This window comes from Shigella sp. FC1661 (assembly GCF_001712525.1).
Classification (GTDB): Bacteria; Pseudomonadota; Gammaproteobacteria; order Enterobacterales; family Enterobacteriaceae; genus Escherichia; species Escherichia coli.
Genome location: NZ_MDGW01000355.1, coordinates 1 through 25,663, shown reverse-complemented (window position 1 = coordinate 25,663; position 25,663 = coordinate 1). Strand labels below are relative to the sequence as shown.

The window sequence follows — 25,663 nt, the reverse complement described above, 5'->3', positions numbered from 1 at the left end:
ATGTGATTGTCTGCGCTGAAATGGACGAACAGTGGGGCTACGTCGGTGCTAAATCACGTCAGCGCTGGCTGTTTTACGCGTATGACAGGATACGGAGGAGGGTTGTGGCGCACGTCTTCGGTGAACGCACTCTGGCCACACTGGAGCGTCTTCTGAGCCTGCTGTCGGCCTTTGAGGTCGTGGTATGGATGACGGATGGCTGGCCGCTGTATGAATCACGCCTGAAGGGAAAGCTGCACGTTATCAGCAAGCGTTACACTCAGCGCATTGAGCGACATAATCTGAATCTGAGACAACATCTGGCAAGGCTGGGACGGAAGTCACTGTCGTTCTCAAAATCGGTGGAGCTGCATGACAAGGTCATCGGGCATTATCTGAACATAAAACACTATCAGTAAGTTGGAGTCATTACCTAGCATGTGAATCAATTTAGAAGGTCACAAGACGTGTGATTTTAGTCTTTTCGTTTTTAACTTTTTCTGTTGCGTAACGGAAAGTCAAAAAGTGAGCAAATTCCCGTCTCGCCGTAAACAATAAACCGGCGAAATGCTCACGGTTAGAATTGTCTCATGAACGGTACGGTTATTTCATAGGGATCAAGCAAAATGAATAACAATGAACCAGATACTCTGCCTGATCCCGCGATAGGCTATATCTTCCAGAATGATATTGTGGCGTTAAAGCAGGTATTTTCACTGCCTGATATTGATTATGCCGATATTTCCCAACGCGAACAGTTGGCCGCGGCATTAAAACGCTGGCCGTTGCTGGCAGAGTTTGCGCAACAAAAGTAGGGGATTGGTGAATGGCCGTACTGGGATTGCAGGGGGTGCGGGGAGGCGTGGGGACAACAACCATCACCGCCGCATTAGCCTGGTCATTACAAATGTTGGGAGAAAATGTCCTGGTGGTCGATGCCTGCCCGGACAACTTGTTGCGCCTGTCATTTAATGTTGATTTTACCCACCGTCAGGGCTGGGCCAGAGCGATGCTGGATGGCCAGGACTGGCGTGACGCTGGGTTGCGCTACACCTCGCAGCTCGATTTGCTGCCTTTTGGTCAGTTATCCATTGAAGAACAAGAAAATCCACAGCACTGGCAAACCCGGCTGAGCGATATTTGCTCCGGCTTACAGCAACTAAAAGCCAGCGGGCGTTACCAGTGGATTTTAATCGACTTACCGCGTGATGCCTCGCAGATAACCCACCAGCTGCTGAGTTTGTGCGATCACTCGCTGGCAATCGTCAATGTGGATGCCAACTGCCATATCCGACTGCATCAGCAAGCGCTGCCGGATGGCGCACATATTTTGATTAATGACTTCCGTATTGGCAGTCAGGTTCAGGACGATATTTACCAGCTTTGGTTGCAAAGCCAGCGCCGATTACTGCCGATGCTCATTCATCGTGATGAAGCGATGGCTGAATGCCTGGCGGCTAAGCAACCAGTAGGTGAATATCGCAGTGATGCGCTGGCGGCTGAAGAGATACTGACGCTGGCGAACTGGTGCCTGTTGAACTACTCCGGGCTGAAAACGCCAGTCGGGAGTGCATCATGAGTATCCTGACCCGGTGGTTGCTTATCCCGCCGGTCAACGCGCGGCTTATCGGGCGTTATCGCGATTATCGTCGTCACGGTGCGTCGGCTTTCAGCGCGACGCTCGGCTGTTTCTGGATGATCCTGGCCTGGATTTTTATTCCGCTGGAGCACCCGCGCTGGCAGCGTATTCGCGCAGAACATAAAAACCTGTATCCGCATATCAACGCCTCGCGTCCGCGTCCGCTGGACCCGGTCCGTTATCTCATTCAAACATGCTGGTTACTGATCGGTACATCGCGCAAAGAAACGCCGAAACCGCGCAGGCGGGCATTTTCAGGTCTGCAGAATATTCGTGGACGTTACCATCAATGGATGAACGAGCTGCCTGAGCGCGTTAGCCATAAAACACAGCATCTTGATGAGAAAAAAGAGCTCGGTCATTTGAGTGCCGGGGCGCGGCGGTTGATCCTCGGTATCATCGTCACCTTCTCGCTGATTCTGGCGTTAATCTGCGTTACTCAACCGTTTAACCCGCTGGCGCAGTTTATCTTCCTGATGCTGCTGTGGGGTGTAGCGCTGATCGTACGGCGGATGCCGGGGCGCTTCTCGGCGCTAATGTTGATTGTGCTGTCGCTGACCGTTTCTTGCCGTTATATCTGGTGGCGTTACACCTCTACGCTGAACTGGGACGATCCGGTCAGCCTGGTGTGCGGGCTTATTCTGCTCTTCGCTGAAACGTACGCGTGGATTGTGCTGGTGCTCGGCTACTTCCAGGTCGTATGGCCGCTGAATCGTCAGCCGGTGCCATTGCCGAAAGATATGTCGCTGTGGCCGTCGGTGGATATCTTTGTCCCGACTTACAACGAAGATCTCAACGTGGTGAAAAATACCATTTACGCTTCGCTGGGTATCGACTGGCCGAAAGACAAACTGAACATCTGGATCCTCGATGACGGCGGCAGGGAAGAGTTTCGCCAGTTTGCGCAAAACGTGGGGGTGAAATATATCGCCCGCACCACTCATGAACATGCGAAAGCGGGCAACATCAACAATGCGCTGAAATATGCCAAAGGCGAGTTCGTATCGATTTTCGACTGCGACCACGTACCAACGCGATCGTTCCTGCAAATGACCATGGGCTGGTTCCTGAAAGAGAAACAGCTGGCGATGATGCAGACGCCGCACCACATCTTCTCGCCGGACCCGTTTGAACGCAACCTGGGGCGTTTTCGTAAAACGCCGAACGAAGGCACTCTGTTCTATGGTCTGGTGCAGGATGGCAACGATATGTGGGACGCCACTTTCTTCTGCGGTTCCTGTGCAGTAATTCGTCGCAAACCATTGGATGAAATTGGCGGTATTGCTGTCGAAACGGTAACCGAAGATGCGCACACGTCTCTGCGCCTGCACTGTCGTGGCTACACCTCTGCATATATGCGTATTCCGCAGGCGGCGGGGCTGGCGACCGAAAGTCTGTCGGCGCATATCGGTCAGCGTATTCGCTGGGCACGCGGGATGGTGCAAATCTTCCGTCTCGATAACCCGCTTACCGGTAAAGGGCTGAAATTCGCCCAGCGGCTGTGCTACGTCAACGCCATGTTCCACTTCTTGTCGGGCATTCCACGACTGATCTTCCTGACTGCGCCGCTGGCGTTCCTGCTGCTTCATGCCTACATCATCTATGCGCCAGCGTTGATGATCGCCCTGTTCGTGCTGTCGCATATGATCCATGCCAGCCTGACCAACTCGAAGATCCAGGGCAAATATCGCCACTCTTTCTGGAGTGAAATCTACGAAACGGTGCTGGCGTGGTATATCGCACCACCGACGCTGGTGGCGCTGATTAACCCGCACAAAGGCAAATTTAACGTCACCGCCAAAGGTGGACTGGTGGAAGAAGAGTACGTCGACTGGGTGATCTCGCGGCCCTACATCTTCCTTGTTCTGCTCAACCTGGTGGGTGTTGCGGTCGGCATCTGGCGCTACTTCTATGGCCCGCCAACCGAGATGCTCACCGTGGTCGTCAGTATGGTGTGGGTGTTCTACAACCTGATTGTTCTTGGCGGCGCAGTTGCGGTATCGGTAGAAAGCAAACAGGTACGCCGATCGCACCGCGTGGAGATGACGATGCCCGCGGCAATTGCCCGCGAAGATGGTCACCTCTTTTCGTGTACCGTTCAGGATTTCTCCGACGGTGGTTTGGGGATCAAGATCAACGGTCAGGCGCAGATTCTGGAAGGGCAGAAAGTGAATCTGTTGCTTAAACGCGGTCAGCAGGAATACGTCTTCCCGACCCAGGTGGCGCGCGTGATGGGTAATGAAGTTGGGCTGAAATTAATGCCGCTCACCACCCAACAACATATCGATTTTGTGCAGTGTACGTTTGCCCGTGCGGATACATGGGCGCTCTGGCAGGACAGCTACCCGGAAGATAAGCCGCTGGAAAGTCTGCTGGATATTCTGAAGCTCGGCTTCCGTGGCTACCGCCATCTGGCGGAGTTTGCGCCTTCTTCGGTGAAGGGCATATTCCGTGTGCTGACTTCTTTGGTTTCCTGGGTTGTATCGTTTATTCTGCGCCGCCCGGAGCGGAGCGAAACGGCACAACCATCGGATCAGGCTTTGGCTCAACAATGATGATAACGCGATGAAAAGAAAACTATTCTGGATTTGTGCAGTGGCTATGGGGATGAGTGCGTTCCCCTCTTTCATGACGCAGGCGACGCCAGCAACGCAACCACTGATCAATGCTGAGCCAGCTGTAGCCGCCCAGACGGAACAAAATCCGCAGGTGGGGCAAGTGATGCCGGGCGTGCAGGGCGCTGATGCGCCAGTCGTGGCGCAGAACGGTCCTTCGCGTGATGTGAAGCTGACCTTTGCGCAAATTGCGCCGCCGCCGGGCAGCATGGTGCTACGTGGCATTAACCCGAACGGCAGCATTGAGTTTGGTATGCGCAGCGATGAAGTGGTGACGAAGGCGATGCTCAACCTCGAATACATGCCATCGCCATCGTTACTGCCTGTCCAGTCGCAGTTAAAGGTTTATCTCAATGATGAGCTGATGGGCGTACTGCCAGTGACCAAAGAACAGTTGGGTAAAAAAACGCTGGCGCAAATGCCCATTAACCCACTGTTTATTACCGACTTCAACCGTGTGCGGCTGGAGTTTGTCGGCCATTATCAGGACGTGTGCGAAAACCCGGCCAGCACCACGCTTTGGCTGGATGTTGGGCGGAGCAGTGGACTGGATCTGACCTATCAGACCCTGAATGTGAAGAATGACCTGTCACACTTCCCGGTGCCATTCTTTGACCCGCGCGATAACCGTACTAACACCTTGCCGATGGTCTTTGCGGGTGCGCCGGATGTTGGGCTGCAACAAGCATCTGCCATTGTCGCCTCGTGGTTTGGTTCGCGTTCTGGCTGGCGTGGGCAGAACTTCCCGGTGCTCTATAACCAACTGCCGGATCGTAATGCCATTGTCTTTGCAACCAACGACAAACGGCCGGACTTCCTGCGCGATCATCCGGCGGTAAAAGCCCCGGTGATTGAGATGATCAACCATCCGCAGAATCCTTACGTCAAACTGCTGGTGGTGTTTGGTCGTGACGACAAAGACCTGTTGCAGGCAGCGAAAGGTATCGCTCAGGGTAACATTCTGTTCCGTGGTGAAAGCGTGGTAGTGAATGAAGTGAAACCGCTGCTACCGCGTAAGCCGTACGATGCGCCGAACTGGGTACGTACCGATCGTCCGGTCACATTTGGCGAACTGAAAACCTATGAAGAACAGTTACAATCCAGCGGTCTTGAGCCAGCAGCGATTAACGTTTCGCTAAACCTGCCGCCGGATCTCTACCTGATGCGCAGTACCGGCATTGATATGGATATTAATTACCGCTACACCATGCCGCCGGTGAAAGACAGTTCGCGGATGGATATCAGCCTGAATAACCAGTTCCTGCAATCCTTCAACCTGAGCAGCAAACAGGAGGCGAACCGCCTGCTGCTGCGGATTCCGGTATTACAAGGTTTGCTGGATGGCAAAACAGATGTCTCTATTCCGGCGCTGAAACTGGGCGCGACCAACCAGCTGCGCTTCGACTTTGAGTATATGAACCCGATGCCGGGCGGTTCGGTGGATAACTGTATTACCTTCCAGCCGGTGCAGAATCATGTGGTGATTGGTGACGACTCCACCATCGACTTCTCGAAGTATTACCACTTCATCCCGATGCCGGATCTACGCGCCTTTGCTAACGCGGGCTTCCCATTCAGCCGGATGGCGGATCTGTCGCAAACCATCACCGTGATGCCGAAAGCGCCTAACGAAGCACAGATGGAAACGTTGCTGAATACTGTTGGTTTTATCGGCGCACAGACGGGCTTCCCGGCGATTAATCTGACGGTGACCGATGATGGCAGCACCATTCAGGGCAAAGATGCCGACATCATGATCATCGGTGGTATCCCGGACAAACTGAAAGACGATAAGCAGATCGACCTATTGGTGCAGGCGACCGAAAGCTGGGTGAAAACACCGATGCGCCAGACCCCGTTCCCCGGCATTGTGCCGGACGAGAGCGATCGCGCGGCAGAAACCCGGTCAACGCTGACCTCTTCCGGTGCGATGGCGGCGGTGATTGGCTTCCAGTCGCCGTATAACGACCAGCGCAGCGTGATTGCGCTGTTGGCAGATAGCCCACGCGGTTATGAAATGCTTAACGATGCGGTGAACGATAGCGGCAAACGCGCCACCATGTTCGGTTCGGTCGCGGTGATCCGCGAGTCCGGTATCAACAGCCTACGTGTTGGCGACGTTTATTACGTAGGTCATCTGCCGTGGTTCGAGCGCGTGTGGTATGCGCTGGCAAACCATCCGATTCTGCTGGCGGCTATCAGTGTGATATTGCTGGCATGGATACTGTGGCGTCTGCTGCGAATTATTAGTCGTCGTCGTCTTAACCCGGATAACGAGTAATTGAAGATGAATGTGTTGCGTAGTGGAATCGTGACGATGCTGTTGTTGGCTGCCTTTAGTGTTCAGGCAGCCTGTACCTGGCCTGCCTGGGAGCAGTTTAAAAAGGATTACATCAGTCAGGAAGGGCGCGTCATCGACCCCAGCGACGCGCGCAAAATCACCACCTCCGAAGGGCAAAGTTACGGTATGTTCTTTGCCCTGGCGGCTAACGACCGTGCAGCTTTCGATAATATTCTCGACTGGACGCAGAACAATCTCGCTCAGGGTTCTTTAAAAGAACGTTTGCCCGCCTGGCTGTGGGGCAAGAAAGAGAACAGTAAGTGGGAAGTGCTGGACAGCAATTCGGCCTCCGATGGTGATGTCTGGATGGCCTGGTCGTTGCTGGAGGCGGGGCGTTTGTGGAAAGAGCAGCGTTATACCGACATCGGCAGCGCGTTGCTAAAACGTATCGCGCGGGAGGAAGTGGTGACGGTGCCTGGGCTGGGTTCCATGTTGTTACCGGGCAAAGTGGGTTTTGCTGAGGATAACAGCTGGCGTTTTAACCCCAGCTACCTGCCGCCGACGCTGGCGCAGTATTTCACCCGCTTTGGCGCGCCGTGGACTACGCTGCGCGAAACCAATCAACGTTTATTGCTGGAAACCGCCCCGAAAGGCTTTTCGCCAGACTGGGTGCGTTATGAGAAAGACAAAGGCTGGCAGCTAAAAGCCGAAAAAACATTGATCAGCAGCTACGACGCCATCCGCGTTTACATGTGGGTAGGCATGATGCCTGACAGCGATCCGCAGAAAGCGCGGATGCTCAACCGGTTTAAACCGATGGCGACATTCACTGAGAAAAACGGTTATCCGCCGGAAAAAGTGGATGTGGCTACGGGGAAAGCGCAGGGTAAAGGACCAGTCGGTTTTTCTGCCGCCATGCTGCCCTTTTTACAAAACCGCGATGCGCAGGCCGTTCAGCGCCAGCGCGTGGCCGATAACTTTCCCGGCAGCGATGCCTATTACAACTATGTGCTGACCCTGTTTGGACAAGGCTGGGATCAACACCGTTTCCGCTTCTCGACAAAAGGTGAGTTATTACCTGACTGGGGCCAGGAATGCGCAAATTCACACTAAACATATTCACGCTTTCCCTCGGTCTGTCCGTCATGCCGATGGTCGAGGCAGCACCAACCGCTCAGCAACAGTTGCTGGAGCAAGTTCGGTTAGGCGAAGCGACCCATCGTGAAGATCTGGTGCAACAGTCGTTATATCGCTGGAACTTATTGATCCGAATAACCCGGACGTCGTTGCCGCCCGTTTCCGTTCTTTGTTACGTCAGGGCGATATTGATGGCGCGCAAAAACAGCTCGATCGGCTGTCGCAGTTAGCGCCGAGTTCAAATGCGTATAAATCGTCGCGGACTACGATGCTACTTTCCACGCCGGATGGTCGTCAGGTACTGCAACAGGCACGATTGCAGGCGACGACCGGTCATGCAGAAGAAGCTGTGGCGAGTTACAACAAACTGTTCAACGGTGCGCCGCCGGAAGGTGACATTGCTGTCGAGTACTGGAGTACGGTGGCGAAAATTCCGGCTCGCCGTGGCGAAGCGATTAATCAGTTAAAACGCATCAATGCGGATGCACCGGGCAATACGGGCCTGCAAAACAATCTGGCGCTATTGCTGTTTAGTAGCGATCGCCGTGACGAAGGTTTTGCCGTCCTGGAACAGATGGCAAAATCGAACGCCGGGCGCGAAGGGGCCTCTAAAATCTGGTACGGGCAGATTAAAGACATGCCCGTCAGTGATGCCAGTGTGTCGGCGCTGAAAAAATATCTCTCGATCTTTAGTGATGGCGATAGCGTGGCGGCTGCGCAATCGCAACTGGCAGAACAGCAAAAACAGCTGGCCGATCCTGCTTTCCGCGCTCGTGCGCAAGGTTTAGCGGCGGTGGACTCTGGTATGGCGGGTAAAGCCATTCCCGAACTACAACAGGCGGTGCGGGCGAACCCGAAAGACAGTGAAGCTCTGGGGGCGCTGGGCCAGGCGTATTCTCAGAAAGGCGATCGCGCCAATGCAGTGGCGAATCTGGAAAAAGCCCTCGCACTGGACCCGCACAGCAGCAACAACGACAAATGGAACAGTCTGCTGAAAGTAAACCGCTACTGGCTGGCGATCCAGCAGGGCGATGCTGCGCTGAAAGCCAATAATCCTGACCGGGCAGAACGCCTGTTCCAGCAGGCGCGTAATGTCGATAACACCGACAGTTATGCAGTGCTGGGGCTGGGCGATGTGGCGATGGCGCGAAAAGATTATCCCGCCGCCGAACGTTATTATCAGCAGACCTTGCGTATGGACAGCGGCAACACTAACGCCGTGCGCGGGCTGGCAAATATTTACCGCCAGCAATCGCCAGAAAAAGCTGAAGCGTTTATCGCCTCGCTCTCTGCCAGTCAGCGGCGTAGCATTGATGATATCGAACGCAGCCTGCAAAACGACCGTCTGGCACAGCAGGCAGAGGCACTGGAAAACCAGGGCAAATGGGCGCAGGCGGCAGCACTTCAGCGGCAACGACTGGCGCTGGACCCCGGCAGCGTATGGATTACTTACCGACTTTCGCAGGATCTCTGGCAGGCCGGACAACGCAGCCAGGCCGATACGTTAATGCGCAATCTGGCGCAGCAGAAGCCGAACGACCCGGAGCAGGTTTACGCTTACGGGCTGTACCTCTCTGGTCATGACCAGGACAGAGCGGCGCTGGCGCATATCAACAGCCTGCCGCGCGCGCAGTGGAACAGCAATATTCAGGAGCTGGTTAATCGACTGCAAAGCGATCAGGTGCTGGAAACCGCTAATCGCCTGCGAGAAAGCGGCAAAGAAGCTGAAGCAGAAGCGATGCTGCGTCAGCAACCACCTTCCACGCGTATTGACCTCACGCTGGCTGACTGGGCGCAGCAGCGACGTGATTACACCGCCGCCCGCGCTGCATATCAGAATGTCCTGACGCTGGAGCCAACTAACGCCGATGCCATTCTGGGGCTGACGGAAGTGGATATTGCTGCCGGTGACACAGCGGCGGCACGTAGCCAGCTGGCGAAACTGCCCGCTACCGATAACGCCTCGCTGAACACACAGCGGCGCGTGGCGCTGGCGCAGGCGCAGCTTGGAGATACCGCAGCGGCGCAGCAGACGTTTAATAAGTTGATCCTGCAGGCAAAATCTCAGCCACCGTCGATGGAAAGCGCGATGGTGCGAAGTTTGAAGCGCAGGCGGGCGATCCAAAGCAGGCGCTGGAAACCTACAAAGACGCCATGGTCGCATCCGGTGTGACTACGACGCGTCCGCAGGATAACGACACATTCACCCGACTGACCCGTAACGACGAGAAAGATGACTGGCTGAAACGCGGCGTGCGCAGCGATGCGGCGGGCCTCTATCGCCAGCAGGATCTTAACGTCACCCTCGAGCACGATTACTGGGGTTCGAGCGGCACCGGTGGTTACTCCGATCTGAAAGCGCACACTACCATGTTGCAGGTGGATGCGCCGTATTCTGACGGGCGGATGTTCTTTCGCAGTGATTTCGTCAATATGAACGTCGGCAGTTTCTCCACTAATGCCGATGGCAAATGGGATGACAACTGGGGCACCTGTACATTACAGGACTGTAGTGGCAACCGCAGCCAGTCGGACTCCGGTGCCAGCGTGGCGGTCGGCTGGCGAAATGACGTCTGGAGCTGGGATATCGGTACCACGCCGATGGGCTTCAACGTGGTGGATGTGGTCGGCGGCATCAGTTACAGCGATGATATCGGGCCGCTGGGTTACACCGTTAACGCCCACCGTCGGCCCATCTCCAGTTCTTTGCTGGCCTTTGGTGGGCAAAAAGACTCCCCGAGCAATACCGGGAAAAAATGGGGTGGCGTACGTGCCGACGGTGTGGGGCTAAGTCTGAGCTACGATAAAGGTGAAGCAAACGGCGTCAGGGCATCGCTTAGTGGCGACCAGTTAACCGGTAAAAATGTCGAAGATAACTGGCGCGTGCGCTGGATGACGGGCTATTACTATAAGGTCATTAACCAGAACAATCGCCGCGTCACAATCGGCCTGAACAACATGATCTGGCATTACGACAAAGATCTGAGTGGCTACTCACTCGGTCAGGGCGGTTACTACAGTCCGCAGGAATACCTGTCGTTTGCTATACCGGTGATGTGGCGGGAGCGCACGGAAAACTGGTCGTGGGAGCTGGGGGCGTCTGGCTCGTGGTCGCATTCACGCACCAAAACCATGCTGCGTTATCCGCTGATGAATCTGATCCCGACCGACTGGCAGGAAGAAGCTGCGCGGCAATCCAACGATGGCGGCAGCAGTCAGGGCTTCGGCTACACGGCGCGGGCATTACTTGAACGACGTGTTACTTCCAACTGGTTTGTTGGCACGGCAATTGATATCCAGCAGGCGAAAGATTACGCACCCAGCCATTTCCTGCTCTACGTACGTTATTCCGCCGCCGGATGGCAGGGTGACATGGATTTACCGCCGCAGCCGCTGATACCTTACGCCGACTGGTAAGTTTTCAGATAGCGCCTCTCTTAATGCCGCTGCGATCGGGTATACTCGGGCGGCAATCTGGGATTTCCGGGGGGAGACAATTTGCGCGTAAGTCGCTCGTTAACAATCAAGCAGATGGCAATGGTGGCAGCCGTTGTCCTGGTGTTCGTTTTTATTTTTTGCACCGTTTTGCTGTTCCATCTGGTCCAGCAGAATCGCTATAACACGGCTACGCAACTGGAAAGCATTGCTCGCTCTGTACGCGAACCCTTATCTTCAGCTATTTTGAAAGGCGATATTCCCGAAGCGGAAGCTATTCTTGCCAGCATTAAACCGGCAGGCGTGGTCAGCCGTGCCGATGTAGTGCTGCCTAACCAGTTCCAGGCGCTGCGTAAAAGTTTTATTCCAGAGCGCCCGGTGCCGGTAATGGTTACTCGCCTGTTTGAGCTACCGGTTCAAATCTCGCTGGGCGTTTACTCGCTCGAACGTCCGGCAAACCCGCAGCCAATTGCCTATCTGGTACTACAGGCGGATTCCTTCCGTATGTATAAGTTCGTGATGAGCACCCTCTCAACGTTAGTGACCATTTACTTACTTTTGTCGCTTATCCTGACCGTCGCCATCAGCTGGTGCATTAACCGCCTGATTTTGCATCCGTTACGCAATATTGCTCGCGAACTTAACGCCATCCCAGCCCAGGAGCTTGTTGGTCACCAACTGGCATTACCGCGTCTGCATCAGGACGATGAAATCGGTATGTTGGTGCGCAGTTACAACCTCAACCAGCAATTGCTGCAGCGCCATTATGAAGAACAGAACGAAAATGCGATGCGCTTCCCGGTGTCGGATTTGCCGAACAAAGCCTTGCTGATGGAGATGCTGGAGCAGGTTGTCGCGCGTAAACAAACCACCGCGCTGATGATCATCACCTGTGAAACCCTGCGTGATACTGCGGGCGTGCTGAAAGAGGCGCAACGAGAAATTCTGCTGCTGACGCTGGTGGAAAAACTCAAATCGGTACTGTCGCCACGTATGATCCTCGCGCAGATTAGCGGTTATGACTTTGCTGTCATTGCCAACGGTGTACAGGAACCGTGGCACGCAATCACCTTAGGTCAGCAAGTGCTCACTATCATGAGCGAGCGCCTGCCGATTGAACGTATTCAACTCCGTCCGCACTGTAGCATTGGCGTGGCGATGTTCTACGGCGATCTCACCGCCGAACAGCTTTACAGTCGCGCTATTTCTGCGGCATTTACCGCTCGCCATAAAGGCAAGAATCAGATTCAGTTCTTTGATCCGCAGCAGATGGAAGCCGCCCAGAAGCGGTTGACGGAAGAGAGCGATATCCTTAATGCACTGGAAAATCATCAGTTTGCTATTTGGTTACAGCCACAGGTCGAGATGACCAGCGGTAAACTGGTCAGTGCGGAAGTGTTACTGCGTATCCAGCAACCGGATGGCAGTTGGGACCTGCCGGATGGCTTAATCGATCGCATTGAGTGCTGTGGGCTGATGGTTACCGTCGGTCACTGGGTGCTGGAAGAGTCCTGTCGATTGCTTGCAGCCTGGCAAGAGCGCGGCATTATGCTGCCCTTGTCGGTAAACCTCTCTGCGCTGCAACTGATGCACCCAAATATGGTGGCGGATATGCTGGAACTGTTAACCCGCTATCGCATTCAGCCGGGAACACTGATTCTGGAAGTGACAGAAAGCCGACGTATTGACGACCCTCATGCTGCGGTGGCAATCCTCCGTCCGCTGCGCAATGCCGGAGTTCGGGTGGCGCTGGATGATTTCGGCATGGGCTACGCAGGGCTGCGTCAGCTGCAGCATATGAAATCGTTGCCAATCGACGTACTGAAAATCGACAAAATGTTTGTTGAAGGCTTGCCGGAAGATAGCAGCATGATTGCTGCAATTATCATGCTGGCGCAGAGCCTGAACTTACAAATGATTGCCGAAGGCGTGGAGACTGAAGCACAACGCGACTGGCTGGCAAAAGCGGGCGTTGGTATTGCCCAGGGCTTCCTTTTTGCTCGCCCACTCCCTATTGAAATCTTCGAAGAGAGTTACCTGGAAGAAAAGTAGCTACCCCAAACTGATTACAAAACTTTAAAAAGTGCTGGTTTGTGCGAGCCAGCTCAAACTTTTTAACCTTTTTGTTTCAATTATGATCCAGGTACATTTCTGTGATGTTGTCTGGGTGTTATTTTAAGGCCGCAGGTACCTCATAACCTTACAAGACCTGTAGTTTTACTAAAGGACACCCTATGAAAACCTCTCTGTTTAAAAGCCTTTACTTTCAGGTCCTGACAGCGATAGCCATTGGTATTCTCCTTGGCCATTTCTATCCTGAAATAGGCGAGCAAATGAAACCGCTTGGCGACGGCTTCGTTAAGCTCATTAAGATGATCATCGCTCCTGTCATCTTTTGTACCGTCGTAACGGGCATTGCGGGCATGGAAAGCATGAAGGCGGTCGGTCGTACCGGCGCAGTCGCACTGCTTTACTTTGAAATTGTCAGTACCATCGCGCTGATTATTGGTCTTATCATCGTTAACGTCGTGCAGCCTGGTGCCGGAATGAACGTCGATCCGGCAACGCTTGATGCGAAAGCGGTAGCGGTTTACGCCGATCAGGCGAAAGACCAGGGCATTGTCGCCTTCATTATGGATGTCATCCCGGCGAGCGTCATTGGCGCATTTGCCAGCGGTAACATTCTGCAGGTGCTGCTGTTTGCCGTACTGTTTGGTTTTGCGCTCCACCGTCTGGGCAGCAAAGGCCAACTGATTTTTAACGTGATCGAAAGTTTCTCGCAGGTCATCTTCGGCATCATCAATATGATCATGCGTCTGGCACCTATTGGTGCGTTCGGGGCAATGGCGTTTACCATCGGTAAATACGGCGTCGGCACACTGGTGCAACTGGGGCAGCTGATTATCTGTTTCTATATTACCTGTATCCTGTTTGTGGTGCTGGTATTGGGTTCAATCGCTAAAGCGACTGGTTTCAGTATCTTCAAATTTATCCGCTACATCCGTGAAGAACTGCTGATTGTACTGGGGACTTCATCTTCCGAGTCGGCGCTGCCGCGTATGCTCGACAAGATGGAGAAACTCGGCTGCCGCAAATCGGTGGTGGGGCTGGTCATCCCGACAGGCTACTCGTTTAACCTTGATGGCACATCGATATACCTGACAATGGCGGCGGTGTTTATCGCCCAGGCCACTAACAGTCAGATGGATATCGTCCACCAAATCACGCTGTTAATCGTGTTGCTGCTTTCTTCTAAAGGGGCGGCAGGGGTAACGGGTAGTGGCTTTATCGTGCTGGCGGCGACGCTCTCTGCGGTGGGCCATTTGCCGGTAGCGGGTCTGGCGCTGATCCTCGGTATCGACCGCTTTATGTCAGAAGCTCGTGCGCTGACTAACCTGGTCGGTAACGGCGTAGCGACCATTGTCGTTGCTAAGTGGGTGAAAGAACTGGACCACAAAAAACTGGACGATGTGCTGAATAATCGTGCGCCGGATGGCAAAACGCACGAATTATCCTCTTAATCTCACCACTTATGCCCGCACTCCCTTCCCCGAGTGCGGGTGTTTGCGCATAATTGACCCCTGTGCCTGAACTTACCACCTGGGTGAGTTCAGGTTTATTTCACTTCTTCCGTGACATTTTCATGTTCTTGCGGTCTAACACGAAGTGTTTTTAACGTCATTTAGACTGACTGACAACGGGCAGTTTTTTTATTACCAGGATAGTTGATCAGGGGTTCACATGCAGGGCACAAAAATTCGACTTTTAGCGGGCGGTTTGCTGATGATGGCCACTGCTGGCTATGTGCAGGCAGATGCGCTCCAGCCTGATCCAGCATGGCAACAGGGGACGCTTTCCAACGGTTTACAGTGGCAAGTGCTGACCACCCCCCAGCGTCCCAGCGATCGTGTTGAAATTCGCCTGCTGGTTAATACCGGTTCGCTCGCCGAAAGTACACAACAGAGCGGTTACAGTCACGCCATCCCTCGTATTGCGCTAACGCAAAGCGGTGGCCTTGACGCAGCACAGGCGCGTTCATTGTGGCAGCAGGGGATCGACCCTAAACGCCCGATGCCGCCGGTAATTGTCTCTTATGACACCACGCTGTTTAATCTGAGTTTGCCCAATAACCGTAACGATTTGCTGAAAGAAGCGCTCTCTTATCTGGCAAATGCCACTGGCAAATTGACCATCACACCAGAAACCATCAACCACGCGCTGCAAAGTCAGGACATGGTGGCAACCTGGCCTGCCGATACTAAAGAGGGCTGGTGGCGCTATCGTCTGAAAGGGTCAACCTTGTTAGGTCACGATCCTGCCGATCCGCTGAAACAACCCGTTGAAGCGGAAAAAATTAAAGATTTCTATCAGAAATGGTACACCCCGGATGCAATGACGCTACTGGTGGTGGGAAACGTGGATGCGCGCTCGGTTGTCGACCAAATCAACAAAACGTTTGGCGAACTGAAAGGCAAACGTGAAACGCCAGCTCCGGTGCCGACGCTTTCTCCGCTGCGTGCGGAAGCGGTGAGTATTATGACTGACGCGGTGCGTCAGGACCGGTTATCTATCATGTGGGATACGCCGTGGCAGCCGATTCGTGAAGCAGCCGCACTGCTGCGCTACTGGCGTGCGGACCTAGCCCGCGAGGCGCTGTTCTGGCATGTTCAGCAAGCGTTAAGCGCCAGTAACAGCAAAGACATCGGTCTTGGATTTGACTGCCGTGTGCTGTATCTGCGTGCGCAGTGTGCCATCAACATCGAATCACCAAACGACAAGCTGAACAGCAACCTTAATCTGGTGGCGCGTGAACTGGCGAAGGTTCGCGATAAAGGTCTGCCGGAAGAAGAGTTCAATGCGTTAGTGGCGCAAAAGAAACTGGAGCTGCAGAAACTGTTTGCCGCCTATGCGCGGGCTGATACCGATATTCTGATGGGTCAGCGGATGCGTTCGTTGCAAAATCAGGTCGTCGATATCGCGCCGGAGCAGTATCAGAAACTGCGGCAGGATTTCCTTAACAGCCTGACGGTGGAGATGTTAAATCAGGATCTGCGTCAGCAGTTGTCGAATGATATGGCGTTAATACTGCTGCAGCCGAAAGGCGAGCCGGAATTTAACATGAAAGCGTTGCAGGCGGCCTGGGATCAAATCATGGCCCCATCGACTGCTGCTGCCGCCACCTCTGTCGCCACGGATGACGTACATCCTGAAGTGACGGATATTCCACCTGCACAGTAATGCCTGATGGTGATGAGTTAGCACAACCATCAGGTATTTATGGATGAGCTGGATAGAGGGGTAACACTTTATCCAGCCTTTTGCATATGCTGCGTTTACGCTGGCATCGCCTCACGCGGGATAATCGCGCCGCGATACTGAATAACGGTACTTGCGGTCAGGTGCCCGCGTTTCGCCGCGTTTTCCGCACTGCCGCCCGTCAAACGTACCGCCAGATAACCGGCGCTGAAAGAGTCGCCAGCTGCGGTGGTATCGATCACTTTTTCTTTCGGCAGTTTCACCGCCGGAACATCCACTAACCCTTCGCCAGCAATGGACACCAGGCAAGAATCCGCCCCGCGTTTCACCACCACTTCTTTCACGCCCGCGTTATGGGTGCGCGCAATGACGTCTTCCACCGGCTGTTGACCCCACAGCGCGTCTTCATCGTCCAGCGTCAGGAAGGCGATATCCGTGCATTCCAGCATTTGTTGGTACACCTGCTGTGTCTCTTCTTTGCTGGCCCACAGGCGCGGACGATAGTTATTGTCGAAAATCACTTTTCCGCCGTTGGCGCGGCATTCGCGCAGCAGGGAAAGCAGCTTTTCGCGGCTGGTCGGGCTTAAGATCGCCAGGCTAATCCCGCTCAGGTAGAGATAATCGAAATTCGCCAGCTCTTCGCAAATCGCCGCAGACGGCTCACTCTCCAGCCAGAATTTGGCGGCGGCTTCGTTCCGCCAGTAGTAGAACGTACGCTCGCCGGTGCTGTCGGTTTCAATGTAGTAAAGGCCCGGCAGACGGTTTTCCATCCGTTGGGTCAGGGAAATATCAACGTTCTCGCCGTGCCAGGCGTCCAGCATCTGCTGGCTAAAACTGTCCGTTCCCAGCGCCGTTACGTAATGAACGGTTAATGCCGCAGGATCGACCTGACGGGCGATATAGACGGAAGTGTTCAGGGTATCGCCGCCGAAACCGCGCTTAACGTCCGCGCCTTTCTCGGAAAGCTCAATCATGCATTCGCCAATCACGGCAATCTTTTTGGACATAGTCGTGAACCTGATCTGTAAAAAATTAGCGTTAGTTTGCGCTGTGGTGGTTTGCTGGTCAACAATATTAAAACAGTGTTCCATTATTTTTTTGAGCCAGAACGTATTCCTGAAAGATTCCGTTGTGGAGTGAGGAAATTTACCCCGGCCAGGCGGTAAAGTTCTGCCCTTACGCGCCGATAATCTTTGTCGAGTCCGGGCAGCATCACTTTTAAACACAGGACATCTTTGATGATAAGGCAGGTTATCCAGCGAATAAGCAACCCTGAAGCAAGCATCGAGAGCTTGCAGGAACGGCGTTTTTGGTTGCAGTGTGAGCGTGCTTACACCTGGCAGCCGATCTATCAAACATGCGGGCGGTTAATGGCCGTGGAGCTATTAACGGTGGTCACGCATCCCTTGAACCCTTCGCAACGCCTGCCGCCGGATCGCTATTTTACTGAAATCACCGTCAGCCATCGGATGGAGGTTGTGAAAGAGCAGATTGATTTGCTGGCGCAAAAAGCCGACTTCTTTATAGAGCACGGCCTGCTGGCATCGGTCAATATTGATGGCCCTACGCTCATCGCCCTGCGTCAGCAACCAAAAATCCTGCGCCAAATTGAGCGTCTTCCCTGGCTGCGTTTCGAACTGGTGGAGCATATCCGTCTGCCGAAAGATTCAACCTTTGCCTCGATGTGTGAATTTGGCCCGCTGTGGCTGGGTGATTTTGGTACCGGGATGGCAAATTTCTCTGCACTAAGTGAAGTGCGTTATGACTACATCAAAATCGCGCGAGAACTGTTTGTGATGCTGCGTCAGTCGCCGGAAGGACGCACACTCTTTTCTCAGCTTTTACATCTAATGAATCGCTATTGTCGCGGGGTGATTGTTGAGGGCGTAGAAACGCCGGAAGAGTGGCGTGATGTACAGAACTCGCCCGCATTCGCCGCACAAGGCTGGTTTCTTTCACGCCCGGCACCGATAGAAACGCTGAATACGGCGGTTCTGGCGCTATAAGCTGCCTCATTTTCCGCCTGGCTGGACTATCTTTAGGACTGGCACAGGAAGAATATGAGGAAGCGAACGATGAGCAAGGCAGGCAAAATAACCGCTGCGATTTCAGGGGCTTTCTTGTTGTTGATTGTCGTGGCGATCATTTTGATTGCAACTTTGACTGGAATCGACTCAAACCGACCATCAACCAGAAAGTCTCTGCGGAGTTGAATCGTCCGTTCGCTATCCGTGGCGATCTGGGCGTGGTGTGGGAGCGGCAAAAACAAGAAACTGGCTGGCGCAGCTGGGTGCCGTGGCCTCATGTACATGCAGAAGACATCATTCTTGGCAATCCACCGGATATTCCCGAAGTCACGATGGTGCATTTGCCGCGAGTAGAGGCAACGCTGGCACCGCTGGCGCTGCTGACCAAAACGGTCTGGCTGCCGTGGATCAAGCTCGAAAAGCCCGACGCGCGCCTGATTCGCCTCTCCGAAAAGAACAATAACTGGACGTTTAATCTCGCCAACGATGATAACAAAGACGCGAATGCAAAGCCGTCGGCATGGTCGTTTCGGCTGGATAATATTCTTTTCGATCAAGGGCGGATCGCCATTGATGACAAAGTAAGCAAAGCGGATCTGGAAATTTTTGTTGATCCGTTAGGCAAGCCGCTGCCGTTCAGCGAAGTTACTGGATCGAAAGGTAAAGCGGATAAAGAAAAGGTGGGCGATTACGTTTTTGGCCTGAAGGCGCAGGGACGTTATAACGGTGAACCGCTCACGGGTACGGGAAAAATAGGCGGTATGCTGGCGCTGCGTGGCGAAGGGACGCCGTTTCCGGTACAGGCTGATTTCCGTTCAGGTAATACCCGTGTTGCTTTTGATGGCGTCGTGAATGACCCAATGAAGATGGGCGGTGTCGATTTACGGCTTAAATTTTCTGGCGATTCACTGGGTGATCTCTATGAACTGACGGGCGTTCTGCTGCCCGATACCCCGCCGTTTGAAACGGATGGTCGGCTGGTAGCGAAAATCGACACTGAAAAATCGTCGGTCTTTGATTATCGCGGTTTTAATGGACGAATTGGCGATAGCGATATCCACGGTTCTCTGGTCTACACCACCGGAAAGCCACGACCAAAACTGGAAGGTGATGTCGAGTCGCGGCAATTGCGGCTGGCGGACCTGGGACCGTTGATTGGCGTTGATTCGGGGAAAGGGGCAGAAAAGTCGAAACGGTCTGAACAGAAGAAGGGCGAAAAAAGCGTTCAGCCTGCGGGCAAAGTGCTGCCTTATGACCGCTTCGAAACCGATAAATGGGACGTTATGGATGCCGATGTTCGCTTCAAAGGCCGACGTATCGAGCATGGCAGTAGCCTGCCGATTAGCGATCTTTCTACTCATATCATCCTCAAAAATGCTGACCTGCGCCTGCAACCGCTGAAATTTGGCATGGCGGGCGGCAGCATTGCGGCGAATATCCATCTGGAAGGCGATAAAAAGCCGATGCAGGGGCGGGCAGATATTCAGGCTCGTCGACTGAAACTGAAAGAACTGATGCCCGATGTGGAACTGATGCAGAAGACGCTGGGGGAAATGAACGGTGACGCGGAACTACGCGGTAGCGGTAACTCGGTGGCGGCGCTTTTAGGCAACAGTAACGGCAACCTGAAACTGTTGATGAATGACGGGCTGGTGAGCCGCAACCTGATGGAGATTGTTGGGCTGAATGTCGGCAACTACATTGTCGGTGCGATATTTGGTGACGATGAGGTGCGGGTGAACTGCGCGGCGGCGAATCTGAATATTGCCAACGGCGTAGCGCGCCCGCAGATTTTTGCTTTCGATACTGAGAACGCGTTGATTAATGTTACCGGCACGGCAAGTTTTGCTTCGGAACAGCTGGATTTGACTATTGATCCGGAGAGTAAAGGGATTCGGATTATCACACTGCGTTCGCCGCTGTATGTGCGTGGGACGTTTAAAAATCCGCAGGCTGGGGTGAAAGCCGGACCGCTGATTGCCCGTGGTGCCGTTGCGGCGGCACTGGCAACGCTGGTAACACCGGCGGCGGCGTTATTGGCACTGATCTCACCTTCCGAAGGGGAGGCTAATCAGTGTCGGACGATATTGTCGCAGATGAAGAAGTGATGAGGTTGGATTGTGTTTGCTGGTGAGTTCGGGAGCAGCGTGTTCCCCTCACCCTAATCCTCTCCCCAAAGGGGCGAGGGGACTGTTTTGTGCGTGTTGAAACAACGAGTACCGCTTTTCCGTTCACTTTCTGGGGGAGGGCTGTTATGTTCGCGATATAACATCTCGCTCCGCTTTTCTCCCTCTCCCTTTCAGGGAGAGGGCTGGGGTGAGGGTGGCTGCCCACACGATACTTACAACGACTGATGTCGCGTCTCATGGGTCAGCAGCAGGGCGATTAACGTCAAGCCAGCCATCGCCGCCAGATATAACCCCACCGCACCTAACCCGTAGTTAGTCTGCAACCAGGCTGCGATATACGGCGCAACGGAAGCCCCGAGAATCGACGATACGTTGTAAGAGAACGATGCTCCGGTGTAACGCACTTCTGTCGGGAACAGCTCTGGTAACAGCGCGCCCATCGGACCGAAGGTCAGCCCCATCAGACTTAACCCCAGCAGCAGGAAGGCAAAAACCAGAATCGGGTTGCCAGAACCGAGCAAAGGGTTAAAGGCGAATAGCGCGAATAGGATGATCAGCGTGGTGATGATTACCATGCTTTTACGGCGACCAAAGGCATCAGCCAGTAATCCAGCGACTGGCACCATCACGCCAAAACCAATAACTGCCATCATCAACATCCACAACACTTCGTTACGCGGCAGGCCAAGCCCAACTGGCGCGGCGGCGGTACTAAAGGTCATAGAGTAGACCGTCATGATGTAAAACAGCGTATAGGTTGCCAGCATAATGAACGTACCCAGTACGGTTACGCGAACATGTTTGGTCAGCAGCGTACCCAGCGGGATCTTCACCTGTTTTTTCGCTTTAGCGACTTTCTCAAACACCGGCGACTCATGCAGCGACACGCGAACATACAGGCCGATAATGACCAGCACCGCCGAGAAGATAAATGGCACACGCCAGCCCCAGCTCATAAACTGCTCGTCGGTCAGTAGCCAGGAAAGCAGCAAGAAAGTGCCGTTGGCAAAGAAGAAGCCAATCGGTGCGCCCAGCTGCGGGAAGGAGCCGTACAATGCACGTTTGCGCGGTGGGGCGTTTTCAGTCGCCAGCAGCGCCGCGCCGCCCCATTCACCACCTAAGCCCAGACCCTGACCAAATCGAGCCAGCGCCAGCAGCAGCGGGGCGAAAATACCAATCGTGGCATAGCCTGGCAGCAGACCAATCACCACGGTCGAAATCCCCATCGTTAGCAACGAGGCGACCAGCGTCGCTTTACGCCCAACGCGATCGCCAAAATGACCAAAAACGGCAGAGCCAATGGGGCGCGCGACGAAGGCGATGGCGAAGGTGGCGAGCGACTGTAGCGTTGCTGCCGTAGGATCGCCCTGCGGGAAGAAGATATGCGGAAACACAATAACGGCCGCAGTGGCGTAAATGTAAAAGTCGAAGAACTCAATGGCTGTGCCAATGAGAGAGGCGACAAGGACTTTATTACGCGAGTTGATCGGCGTGTATTCTTGCTCGTGGTCGAGTGTTGTGGCTGTTGCTTGCATAATCTTTTCTTATTTTTTGGCTAACGAATAGCCATATTACGCACAGCAAAAGTGATATTTCAATGTGTAACAAATCGCGGGAATGGTCAAAAACCAGGCAAAAAGGGGATAATGTTTAGGCCAGTGATTTTTCTTCTATGAAATGCTTCACATAACTTTATAAATAGTGGATAAAACTGGTTTCAGGTTAAATAAAAGTTACCAACTGGATTTATATGCTGGGGTTATGAGTTAGAATGAAATTGTTTGCTCCTAAATAGATGGCTGAAGAGGCTCTGGGGACGAGTTTCAAGAGGTTATGTGCGCATTATAGCCGGATGTGATGCTGGCGCATCTTATCCGGCCTACGGGGAGCCAGGCCGAATAAAATCGTATGCCGGATAAGGCGTTTACGCCGCATCCGGCCTATTTTAAGGCTGCGTTTTCCCTGGCATTCGCGGGTCGTCTTTATATTCGGCGGTGGCAATCCACGCCGCGCAAAACAGCGTCAAACGGGCGAAGAAGTAGAAAAATGCCATCAGCCCCAGCACGGAACCAAATGCTGCGCCAGAGGGGGATTTCATCAGCGATGGCAGGGTGTAGGTCATCACGATTTTAATCACTTCAAAACCAATAGCAGCCAGAAATGTTCCGCGAATCACGGCTTTTTTGCGCGGACGGTGGCGCGGCAACCGCCAGAAGATCCAGAAGAAAAGCAGATAGTTGGCGAAGATGGAAATCGCCAGGCCAATCAATCGCCACGTCGGTTTCAGCCACTCAATGCTGTTCAGGTGCAGGGCGCTAATAATCATTTGCTGCGCCGAACCGGCAACCGAGGTGATCGAAAGCGTCACAATCAGCGCAATCAACAAACCAATCAGTGAAATAAAATCACGCAGATATTTTACCCAGAACTTCTCCTGATCTTGCGGCGAGCGTTCCCAGACATCGCGCGACTGGGCACGAATCGCTTCACGCAGGTTACCCATCCAGTTGATGCCGGAATAAAGTGCCACCGCCAGGCCGACAAGCCCTACAGTCGTACGCTGCTGAACGGCGGTGTTGATGGTGTTTTTCAACGTGGCGGCTAGTGTCGGATCGCTGATGTTTTGCAGAATTTTGTCGAAGATATCCTGTAGCAACATCGGATGGGAGGCCAGCACAAAGCCCCCTGCGGCAAACGACACCATCAAAATCGGGATCATCGACAAAAATGAGAAATAGGTGATAGCCGCACCAAACTGGTTACCCAGCCGATCGTTAAAGCGTTCTGTCGCGCGAATCAGGTGCGCAATAACCGGTTGGCGTTGGACTTTTTCGGCAGTGGTGGTGACGGTTTCCAGCGCCTGGCTAACTTTGCCGCCTTTCTCGCTATTATCCAACTGCTTAATCGGCTCGTGCTCCAGATCCTGGGTGGGACGTTTGATCTCGTTTTCCTGCGTCATCCGCTCTTTTGTCCTTCTGTCGTGGTCATTCTTAAAAAGTATAGTCGGTCAGTCCAGGTGCTCTTTCATTACGCCAGCCAGCCACTGCATAAACAGGTTTACACGCCGGGAAAGCTCCCGACGCTGCGGGTAAACCAGCGAAAGGGAGAGCGGCTCGGCACGGTAGCCAGGTAATACTTCAATAAGCCGCCCGGCACGCAGGGCTTCGCGCACGGCAATGCGCGGGATCTGAATAATCCCCAGACCGGCAAGACCGGCGGCGAGATAGTTTTCGCTACTATTTACCGTCAACATGCCGCCAGACTTAAACCACTGGACGCCATTAACGCTGGCAACCTCAAAACCTAACGGATGTACACCCAGGTGCGGTGTATAACGCACTATTGCGTGTGAAGTCAGATCATCGGGGCTTTGCGGATAACCAAAGCGCGTCAGATAGTGCGGACTGGCACAGTTGACCATGGTCAGTTTGCCGAGGGGACGGGCGATAACGCCATCTTCCGGTAACGCGCCAGTGCGTATCACGCAATCAAAACCATCATGAAGAATATCTACCGGACGGTCATGGCTACTCAGTTCCAGCTCAATTCCCGGATGCAGATAGAGAAATTCCGACAGGCGCGGCAGTAACAGGTTTTTCGCGATTCCTGGCGGGATGTCGATGCGTAATTTACCGCTGATACTGGTGGCATCCTGTTGAAACAGACCGTCCAGTTCGTTGAGATTACTCAACACATCTTTTGCCCGTTGATAATAGGTCATGCCTTCTGGCGTGAGTTTGACCCGTCGCGTGGTGCGCTGGAGAAGCTGGGTGCCAAGTTGATGTTCCAGTGCCTGTATCTGGCGCGAAACACTTCCCTTTGGCAAAGCAAAGAAATCCGCTGCGCGGGAAAAACTTTCCAGCTCCGCGACTTTGATGAACAACTGCATTGCGTGAATTTTATCCATTTCTTTGACCGATTGCTGTTCACAGCGAAACAGTAACGCGCATATCGCATTGTTTATTGTTTTTTCTAACCTCTAATGCCGGGTTTCACAATGTTGTCATGACGAATGTGGCGATTTCTCAGCAGGAAAAGGGCGGAATAGCTTTATGAGAAAGGTGAATCCCCTTAAACAGAGCGTATTTTTCAGTGATTCCCTTTAAAGTGAATAGAGGACGTATTGGCTATTTGTGCTTATTTTTGTCTCATTGCCATTTGTTATTTTGGCTTGTAGTCGCGGAATTTCATTTTTAATTGCATGCGTACTAACCACCAATATAAGGAAATCCTCAAAATTGTTTTAAATAGTGCCCTCGACATGTAATTTCAGGCGTTTAGCTGTAACTATTTATATCGGTAACTATTTTCTACGCGTCATCTCTGTAGAATGGCCACCGCCAAATGGCGAATTCTTATTTTTTCTCGCGGGTAATACCCTTCCACTACTTAAGTCTTTTTAACATATTCAGGTGGAGATTCAGTTATGCAAATAGTCATGTTTGACAGGCAGTCAATATTTATTCATGGAATGAAAATCAGTTTACAGCAGCGTATTCCAGGGGTGAGTATTCAGGGGGCCAGTCAGGCAGACGAGTTATGGCAAAAGCTGGAAAGTTACCCTGAAGCCTTAGTTATGCTCGATGGCGATCAGGATGGTGAGTTTTGCTACTGGTTGCTGCAAAAAACCGTGGTGCAGTTTCCTGAGGTTAAGGTGTTAATCACGGCGACGGATTGCAATAAACGGTGGTTACAGGAAGTTATCCATTTTAATGTGCTGGCCATTGTGCCTCGTGATTCAACCGTCGAGACATTTGCGTTGGCGGTAAATAGTGCGGCGATGGGGATGATGTTTCTGCCTGGAGACTGGCGGACGACGCCGGAAAAGGACATTAAAGATCTCAAATCGTTAAGCGCCCGCCAGCGGGAGATTTTAACCATGTTAGCGGCGGGCGAGTCAAATAAGGAGATCGGCAGAGCGCTGAATATCAGTACCGGAACGGTAAAAGCGCATCTGGAATCCCTGTATCGCCGTCTGGAAGTGAAAAATCGCACCCAGGCGGCAATGATGTTAAATATCTCCTCCTGAAGTAATGCCGATCAGTTAAGGATCAGTTGACCGATCCAGTGGCTGTGTAAGAATCCGGAAACGCTCACTTGTTTCCGGATTTTTTTATGCACATTGGACAGGCTCTTGATCTGGTATCCCGTTACGATTCTCTGCG

At 53.2% G+C, this 25,663-nt stretch carries 16 protein-coding genes and 3 pseudogenes; 15 read left to right on the top strand and 4 right to left on the bottom strand.

The features are described from left to right. The 11 genes and pseudogenes from BFF42_RS17910 to BFF42_RS17860 form a co-directional block, all read left to right on the top strand. A pseudogene (locus BFF42_RS17910) lies at nt 1-398 on the top strand (IS1-like element IS1X2 family transposase); the annotation flags it as partial. A gap of 207 nt (nt 399-605) precedes the next feature. Then, nucleotides 606-794, top strand: coding sequence for a cellulose biosynthesis protein BcsR (bcsR, locus tag BFF42_RS17905; protein WP_001063321.1), 189 nt, complete (start codon nt 606-608; stop codon nt 792-794). 11 nt (nt 795-805) lie between these two features. Then, a complete protein-coding gene (gene bcsQ / locus BFF42_RS17900) occupies nt 806-1,558 on the top strand; it encodes a cellulose biosynthesis protein BcsQ (RefSeq protein WP_000279528.1) in 753 nt (250 codons plus the stop codon). Continuing rightward, complete coding sequence (bcsA, locus tag BFF42_RS17895; protein WP_039059635.1) at nt 1,555-4,173, top strand: UDP-forming cellulose synthase catalytic subunit; 2,619 nt, start codon at nt 1,555-1,557, stop codon at nt 4,171-4,173. The genes bcsQ and bcsA overlap by 4 nt, the downstream gene beginning before the upstream one ends. A gap of 10 nt (nt 4,174-4,183) precedes the next feature. After that, complete coding sequence (gene bcsB, locus BFF42_RS17890; protein WP_012421620.1) at nt 4,184-6,514, top strand: cellulose biosynthesis cyclic di-GMP-binding regulatory protein BcsB; 2,331 nt, start codon at nt 4,184-4,186, stop codon at nt 6,512-6,514. A gap of 6 nt (nt 6,515-6,520) precedes the next feature. Beyond that, nucleotides 6,521-7,627 (top strand): cellulose synthase complex periplasmic endoglucanase BcsZ, encoded by a 1,107-nt coding sequence (bcsZ, locus tag BFF42_RS17885; RefSeq protein WP_001295222.1) that lies wholly within the window; start codon nt 6,521-6,523, stop codon nt 7,625-7,627. Beyond that, nucleotides 7,609-7,881: a cellulose synthase gene (locus BFF42_RS28400; protein ID WP_371462428.1), complete on the top strand. Its 273-nt coding sequence runs from the start codon at nt 7,609-7,611 to the stop codon at nt 7,879-7,881. The genes bcsZ and BFF42_RS28400 overlap by 19 nt, the downstream gene beginning before the upstream one ends. Further along, nucleotides 7,821-11,068: pseudogene (gene bcsC / locus BFF42_RS27885) on the top strand (cellulose synthase complex outer membrane protein BcsC). Before BFF42_RS28400 ends, bcsC begins: the two are co-directional and overlap by 61 nt. Before the next feature lie 81 nt (nt 11,069-11,149). Continuing rightward, a complete protein-coding gene (gene hmsP, locus BFF42_RS17870; RefSeq protein WP_001266306.1) occupies nt 11,150-13,138 on the top strand; it encodes a biofilm formation regulator HmsP in 1,989 nt (662 codons plus the stop codon). A gap of 182 nt (nt 13,139-13,320) precedes the next feature. Then, a complete protein-coding gene (gene dctA / locus BFF42_RS17865) occupies nt 13,321-14,607 on the top strand; it encodes a C4-dicarboxylate transporter DctC (protein ID WP_000858214.1) in 1,287 nt (428 codons plus the stop codon). Between the two features lie 220 nt (nt 14,608-14,827). Next, on the top strand, nt 14,828-16,324 hold the full coding sequence (locus BFF42_RS17860; RefSeq protein ID WP_001163124.1) for a M16 family metallopeptidase: 1,497 nt from the start codon (nt 14,828-14,830) through the stop codon (nt 16,322-16,324). Between the two features lie 95 nt (nt 16,325-16,419). Here the strand turns inward: BFF42_RS17860 and kdgK are convergent, their stop codons facing one another. Beyond that, on the bottom strand, nt 16,420-17,349 hold the full coding sequence (kdgK, locus tag BFF42_RS17855) for a 2-dehydro-3-deoxygluconokinase (RefSeq protein WP_012421616.1): 930 nt from the start codon (nt 17,347-17,349) through the stop codon (nt 16,420-16,422). 231 nt (nt 17,350-17,580) lie between these two features. Here kdgK and pdeH point away from each other — a divergent pair, with 231 nt between their 5' ends. Both pdeH and BFF42_RS17845 read left to right on the top strand, forming a co-directional pair. Then, the gene (gene pdeH / locus BFF42_RS17850) at nt 17,581-18,348 is read left to right on the top strand and encodes a cyclic-guanylate-specific phosphodiesterase (RefSeq protein ID WP_012421508.1); all 768 of its coding nucleotides are present in this window, start codon (nt 17,581-17,583) and stop codon (nt 18,346-18,348) included. A gap of 69 nt (nt 18,349-18,417) precedes the next feature. Then, nucleotides 18,418-20,477: pseudogene (locus tag BFF42_RS17845) on the top strand (AsmA family protein). Between the two features lie 233 nt (nt 20,478-20,710). Here BFF42_RS17845 and BFF42_RS17840 read toward each other — a convergent pair. From BFF42_RS17840 to BFF42_RS17830, 3 genes are all read right to left on the bottom strand, one after another. Continuing rightward, nucleotides 20,711-22,033 (bottom strand): MFS transporter, encoded by a 1,323-nt coding sequence (locus tag BFF42_RS17840; protein WP_001149007.1) that lies wholly within the window; start codon nt 22,031-22,033, stop codon nt 20,711-20,713. A 410-nt stretch (nt 22,034-22,443) separates the two neighbouring features. Next, a complete protein-coding gene (gene yhjD / locus BFF42_RS17835) occupies nt 22,444-23,457 on the bottom strand; it encodes an inner membrane protein YhjD (RefSeq protein ID WP_039060406.1) in 1,014 nt (337 codons plus the stop codon). A gap of 48 nt (nt 23,458-23,505) precedes the next feature. Continuing rightward, the gene (locus BFF42_RS17830; RefSeq protein ID WP_004983658.1) at nt 23,506-24,405 is read right to left on the bottom strand and encodes a LysR family transcriptional regulator; all 900 of its coding nucleotides are present in this window, start codon (nt 24,403-24,405) and stop codon (nt 23,506-23,508) included. Nucleotides 24,406-24,924: 519 nt separating this feature from the next. Here BFF42_RS17830 and BFF42_RS17825 point away from each other — a divergent pair. Further along, nucleotides 24,925-25,527, top strand: a complete 603-nt coding sequence (locus tag BFF42_RS17825) for a helix-turn-helix transcriptional regulator (protein ID WP_001167676.1) — start codon at nt 24,925-24,927, stop codon at nt 25,525-25,527. A 68-nt stretch (nt 25,528-25,595) separates the two neighbouring features. Continuing rightward, nucleotides 25,596-25,663, top strand: a 68-nt coding sequence (locus BFF42_RS28395) for a hypothetical protein (protein WP_241012944.1), incomplete at its 3' end; no start/stop codon positions are given.

Bases quoted from the DNA above. Each gene is read 5' to 3' on its own strand.
- bcsR (WP_001063321.1), top strand. From the start codon at position 606: ATGAATAACAATGAACCAGATACTCTGCCTGATCCCGCGATAGGCTAT.
- bcsQ (WP_000279528.1), top strand. From the start codon at position 806: ATGGCCGTACTGGGATTGCAGGGGGTGCGGGGAGGCGTGGGGACAACA.
- bcsA (WP_039059635.1), top strand. From the start codon at position 1,555: ATGAGTATCCTGACCCGGTGGTTGCTTATCCCGCCGGTCAACGCGCGG.
- bcsB (WP_012421620.1), top strand. From the start codon at position 4,184: ATGAAAAGAAAACTATTCTGGATTTGTGCAGTGGCTATGGGGATGAGT.
- bcsZ (WP_001295222.1), top strand. From the start codon at position 6,521: ATGAATGTGTTGCGTAGTGGAATCGTGACGATGCTGTTGTTGGCTGCC.
- BFF42_RS28400 (WP_371462428.1), top strand. From the start codon at position 7,609: ATGCGCAAATTCACACTAAACATATTCACGCTTTCCCTCGGTCTGTCC.
- dctA (WP_000858214.1), top strand. From the start codon at position 13,321: ATGAAAACCTCTCTGTTTAAAAGCCTTTACTTTCAGGTCCTGACAGCG.
- BFF42_RS17860 (WP_001163124.1), top strand. From the start codon at position 14,828: ATGCAGGGCACAAAAATTCGACTTTTAGCGGGCGGTTTGCTGATGATG.
- kdgK (WP_012421616.1), bottom strand. From the start codon at position 17,349: ATGTCCAAAAAGATTGCCGTGATTGGCGAATGCATGATTGAGCTTTCC.
- pdeH (WP_012421508.1), top strand. From the start codon at position 17,581: ATGATAAGGCAGGTTATCCAGCGAATAAGCAACCCTGAAGCAAGCATC.
- BFF42_RS17840 (WP_001149007.1), bottom strand. From the start codon at position 22,033: ATGCAAGCAACAGCCACAACACTCGACCACGAGCAAGAATACACGCCG.
- yhjD (WP_039060406.1), bottom strand. From the start codon at position 23,457: ATGACGCAGGAAAACGAGATCAAACGTCCCACCCAGGATCTGGAGCAC.
- BFF42_RS17830 (WP_004983658.1), bottom strand. From the start codon at position 24,405: ATGGATAAAATTCACGCAATGCAGTTGTTCATCAAAGTCGCGGAGCTG.
- BFF42_RS17825 (WP_001167676.1), top strand. From the start codon at position 24,925: ATGCAAATAGTCATGTTTGACAGGCAGTCAATATTTATTCATGGAATG.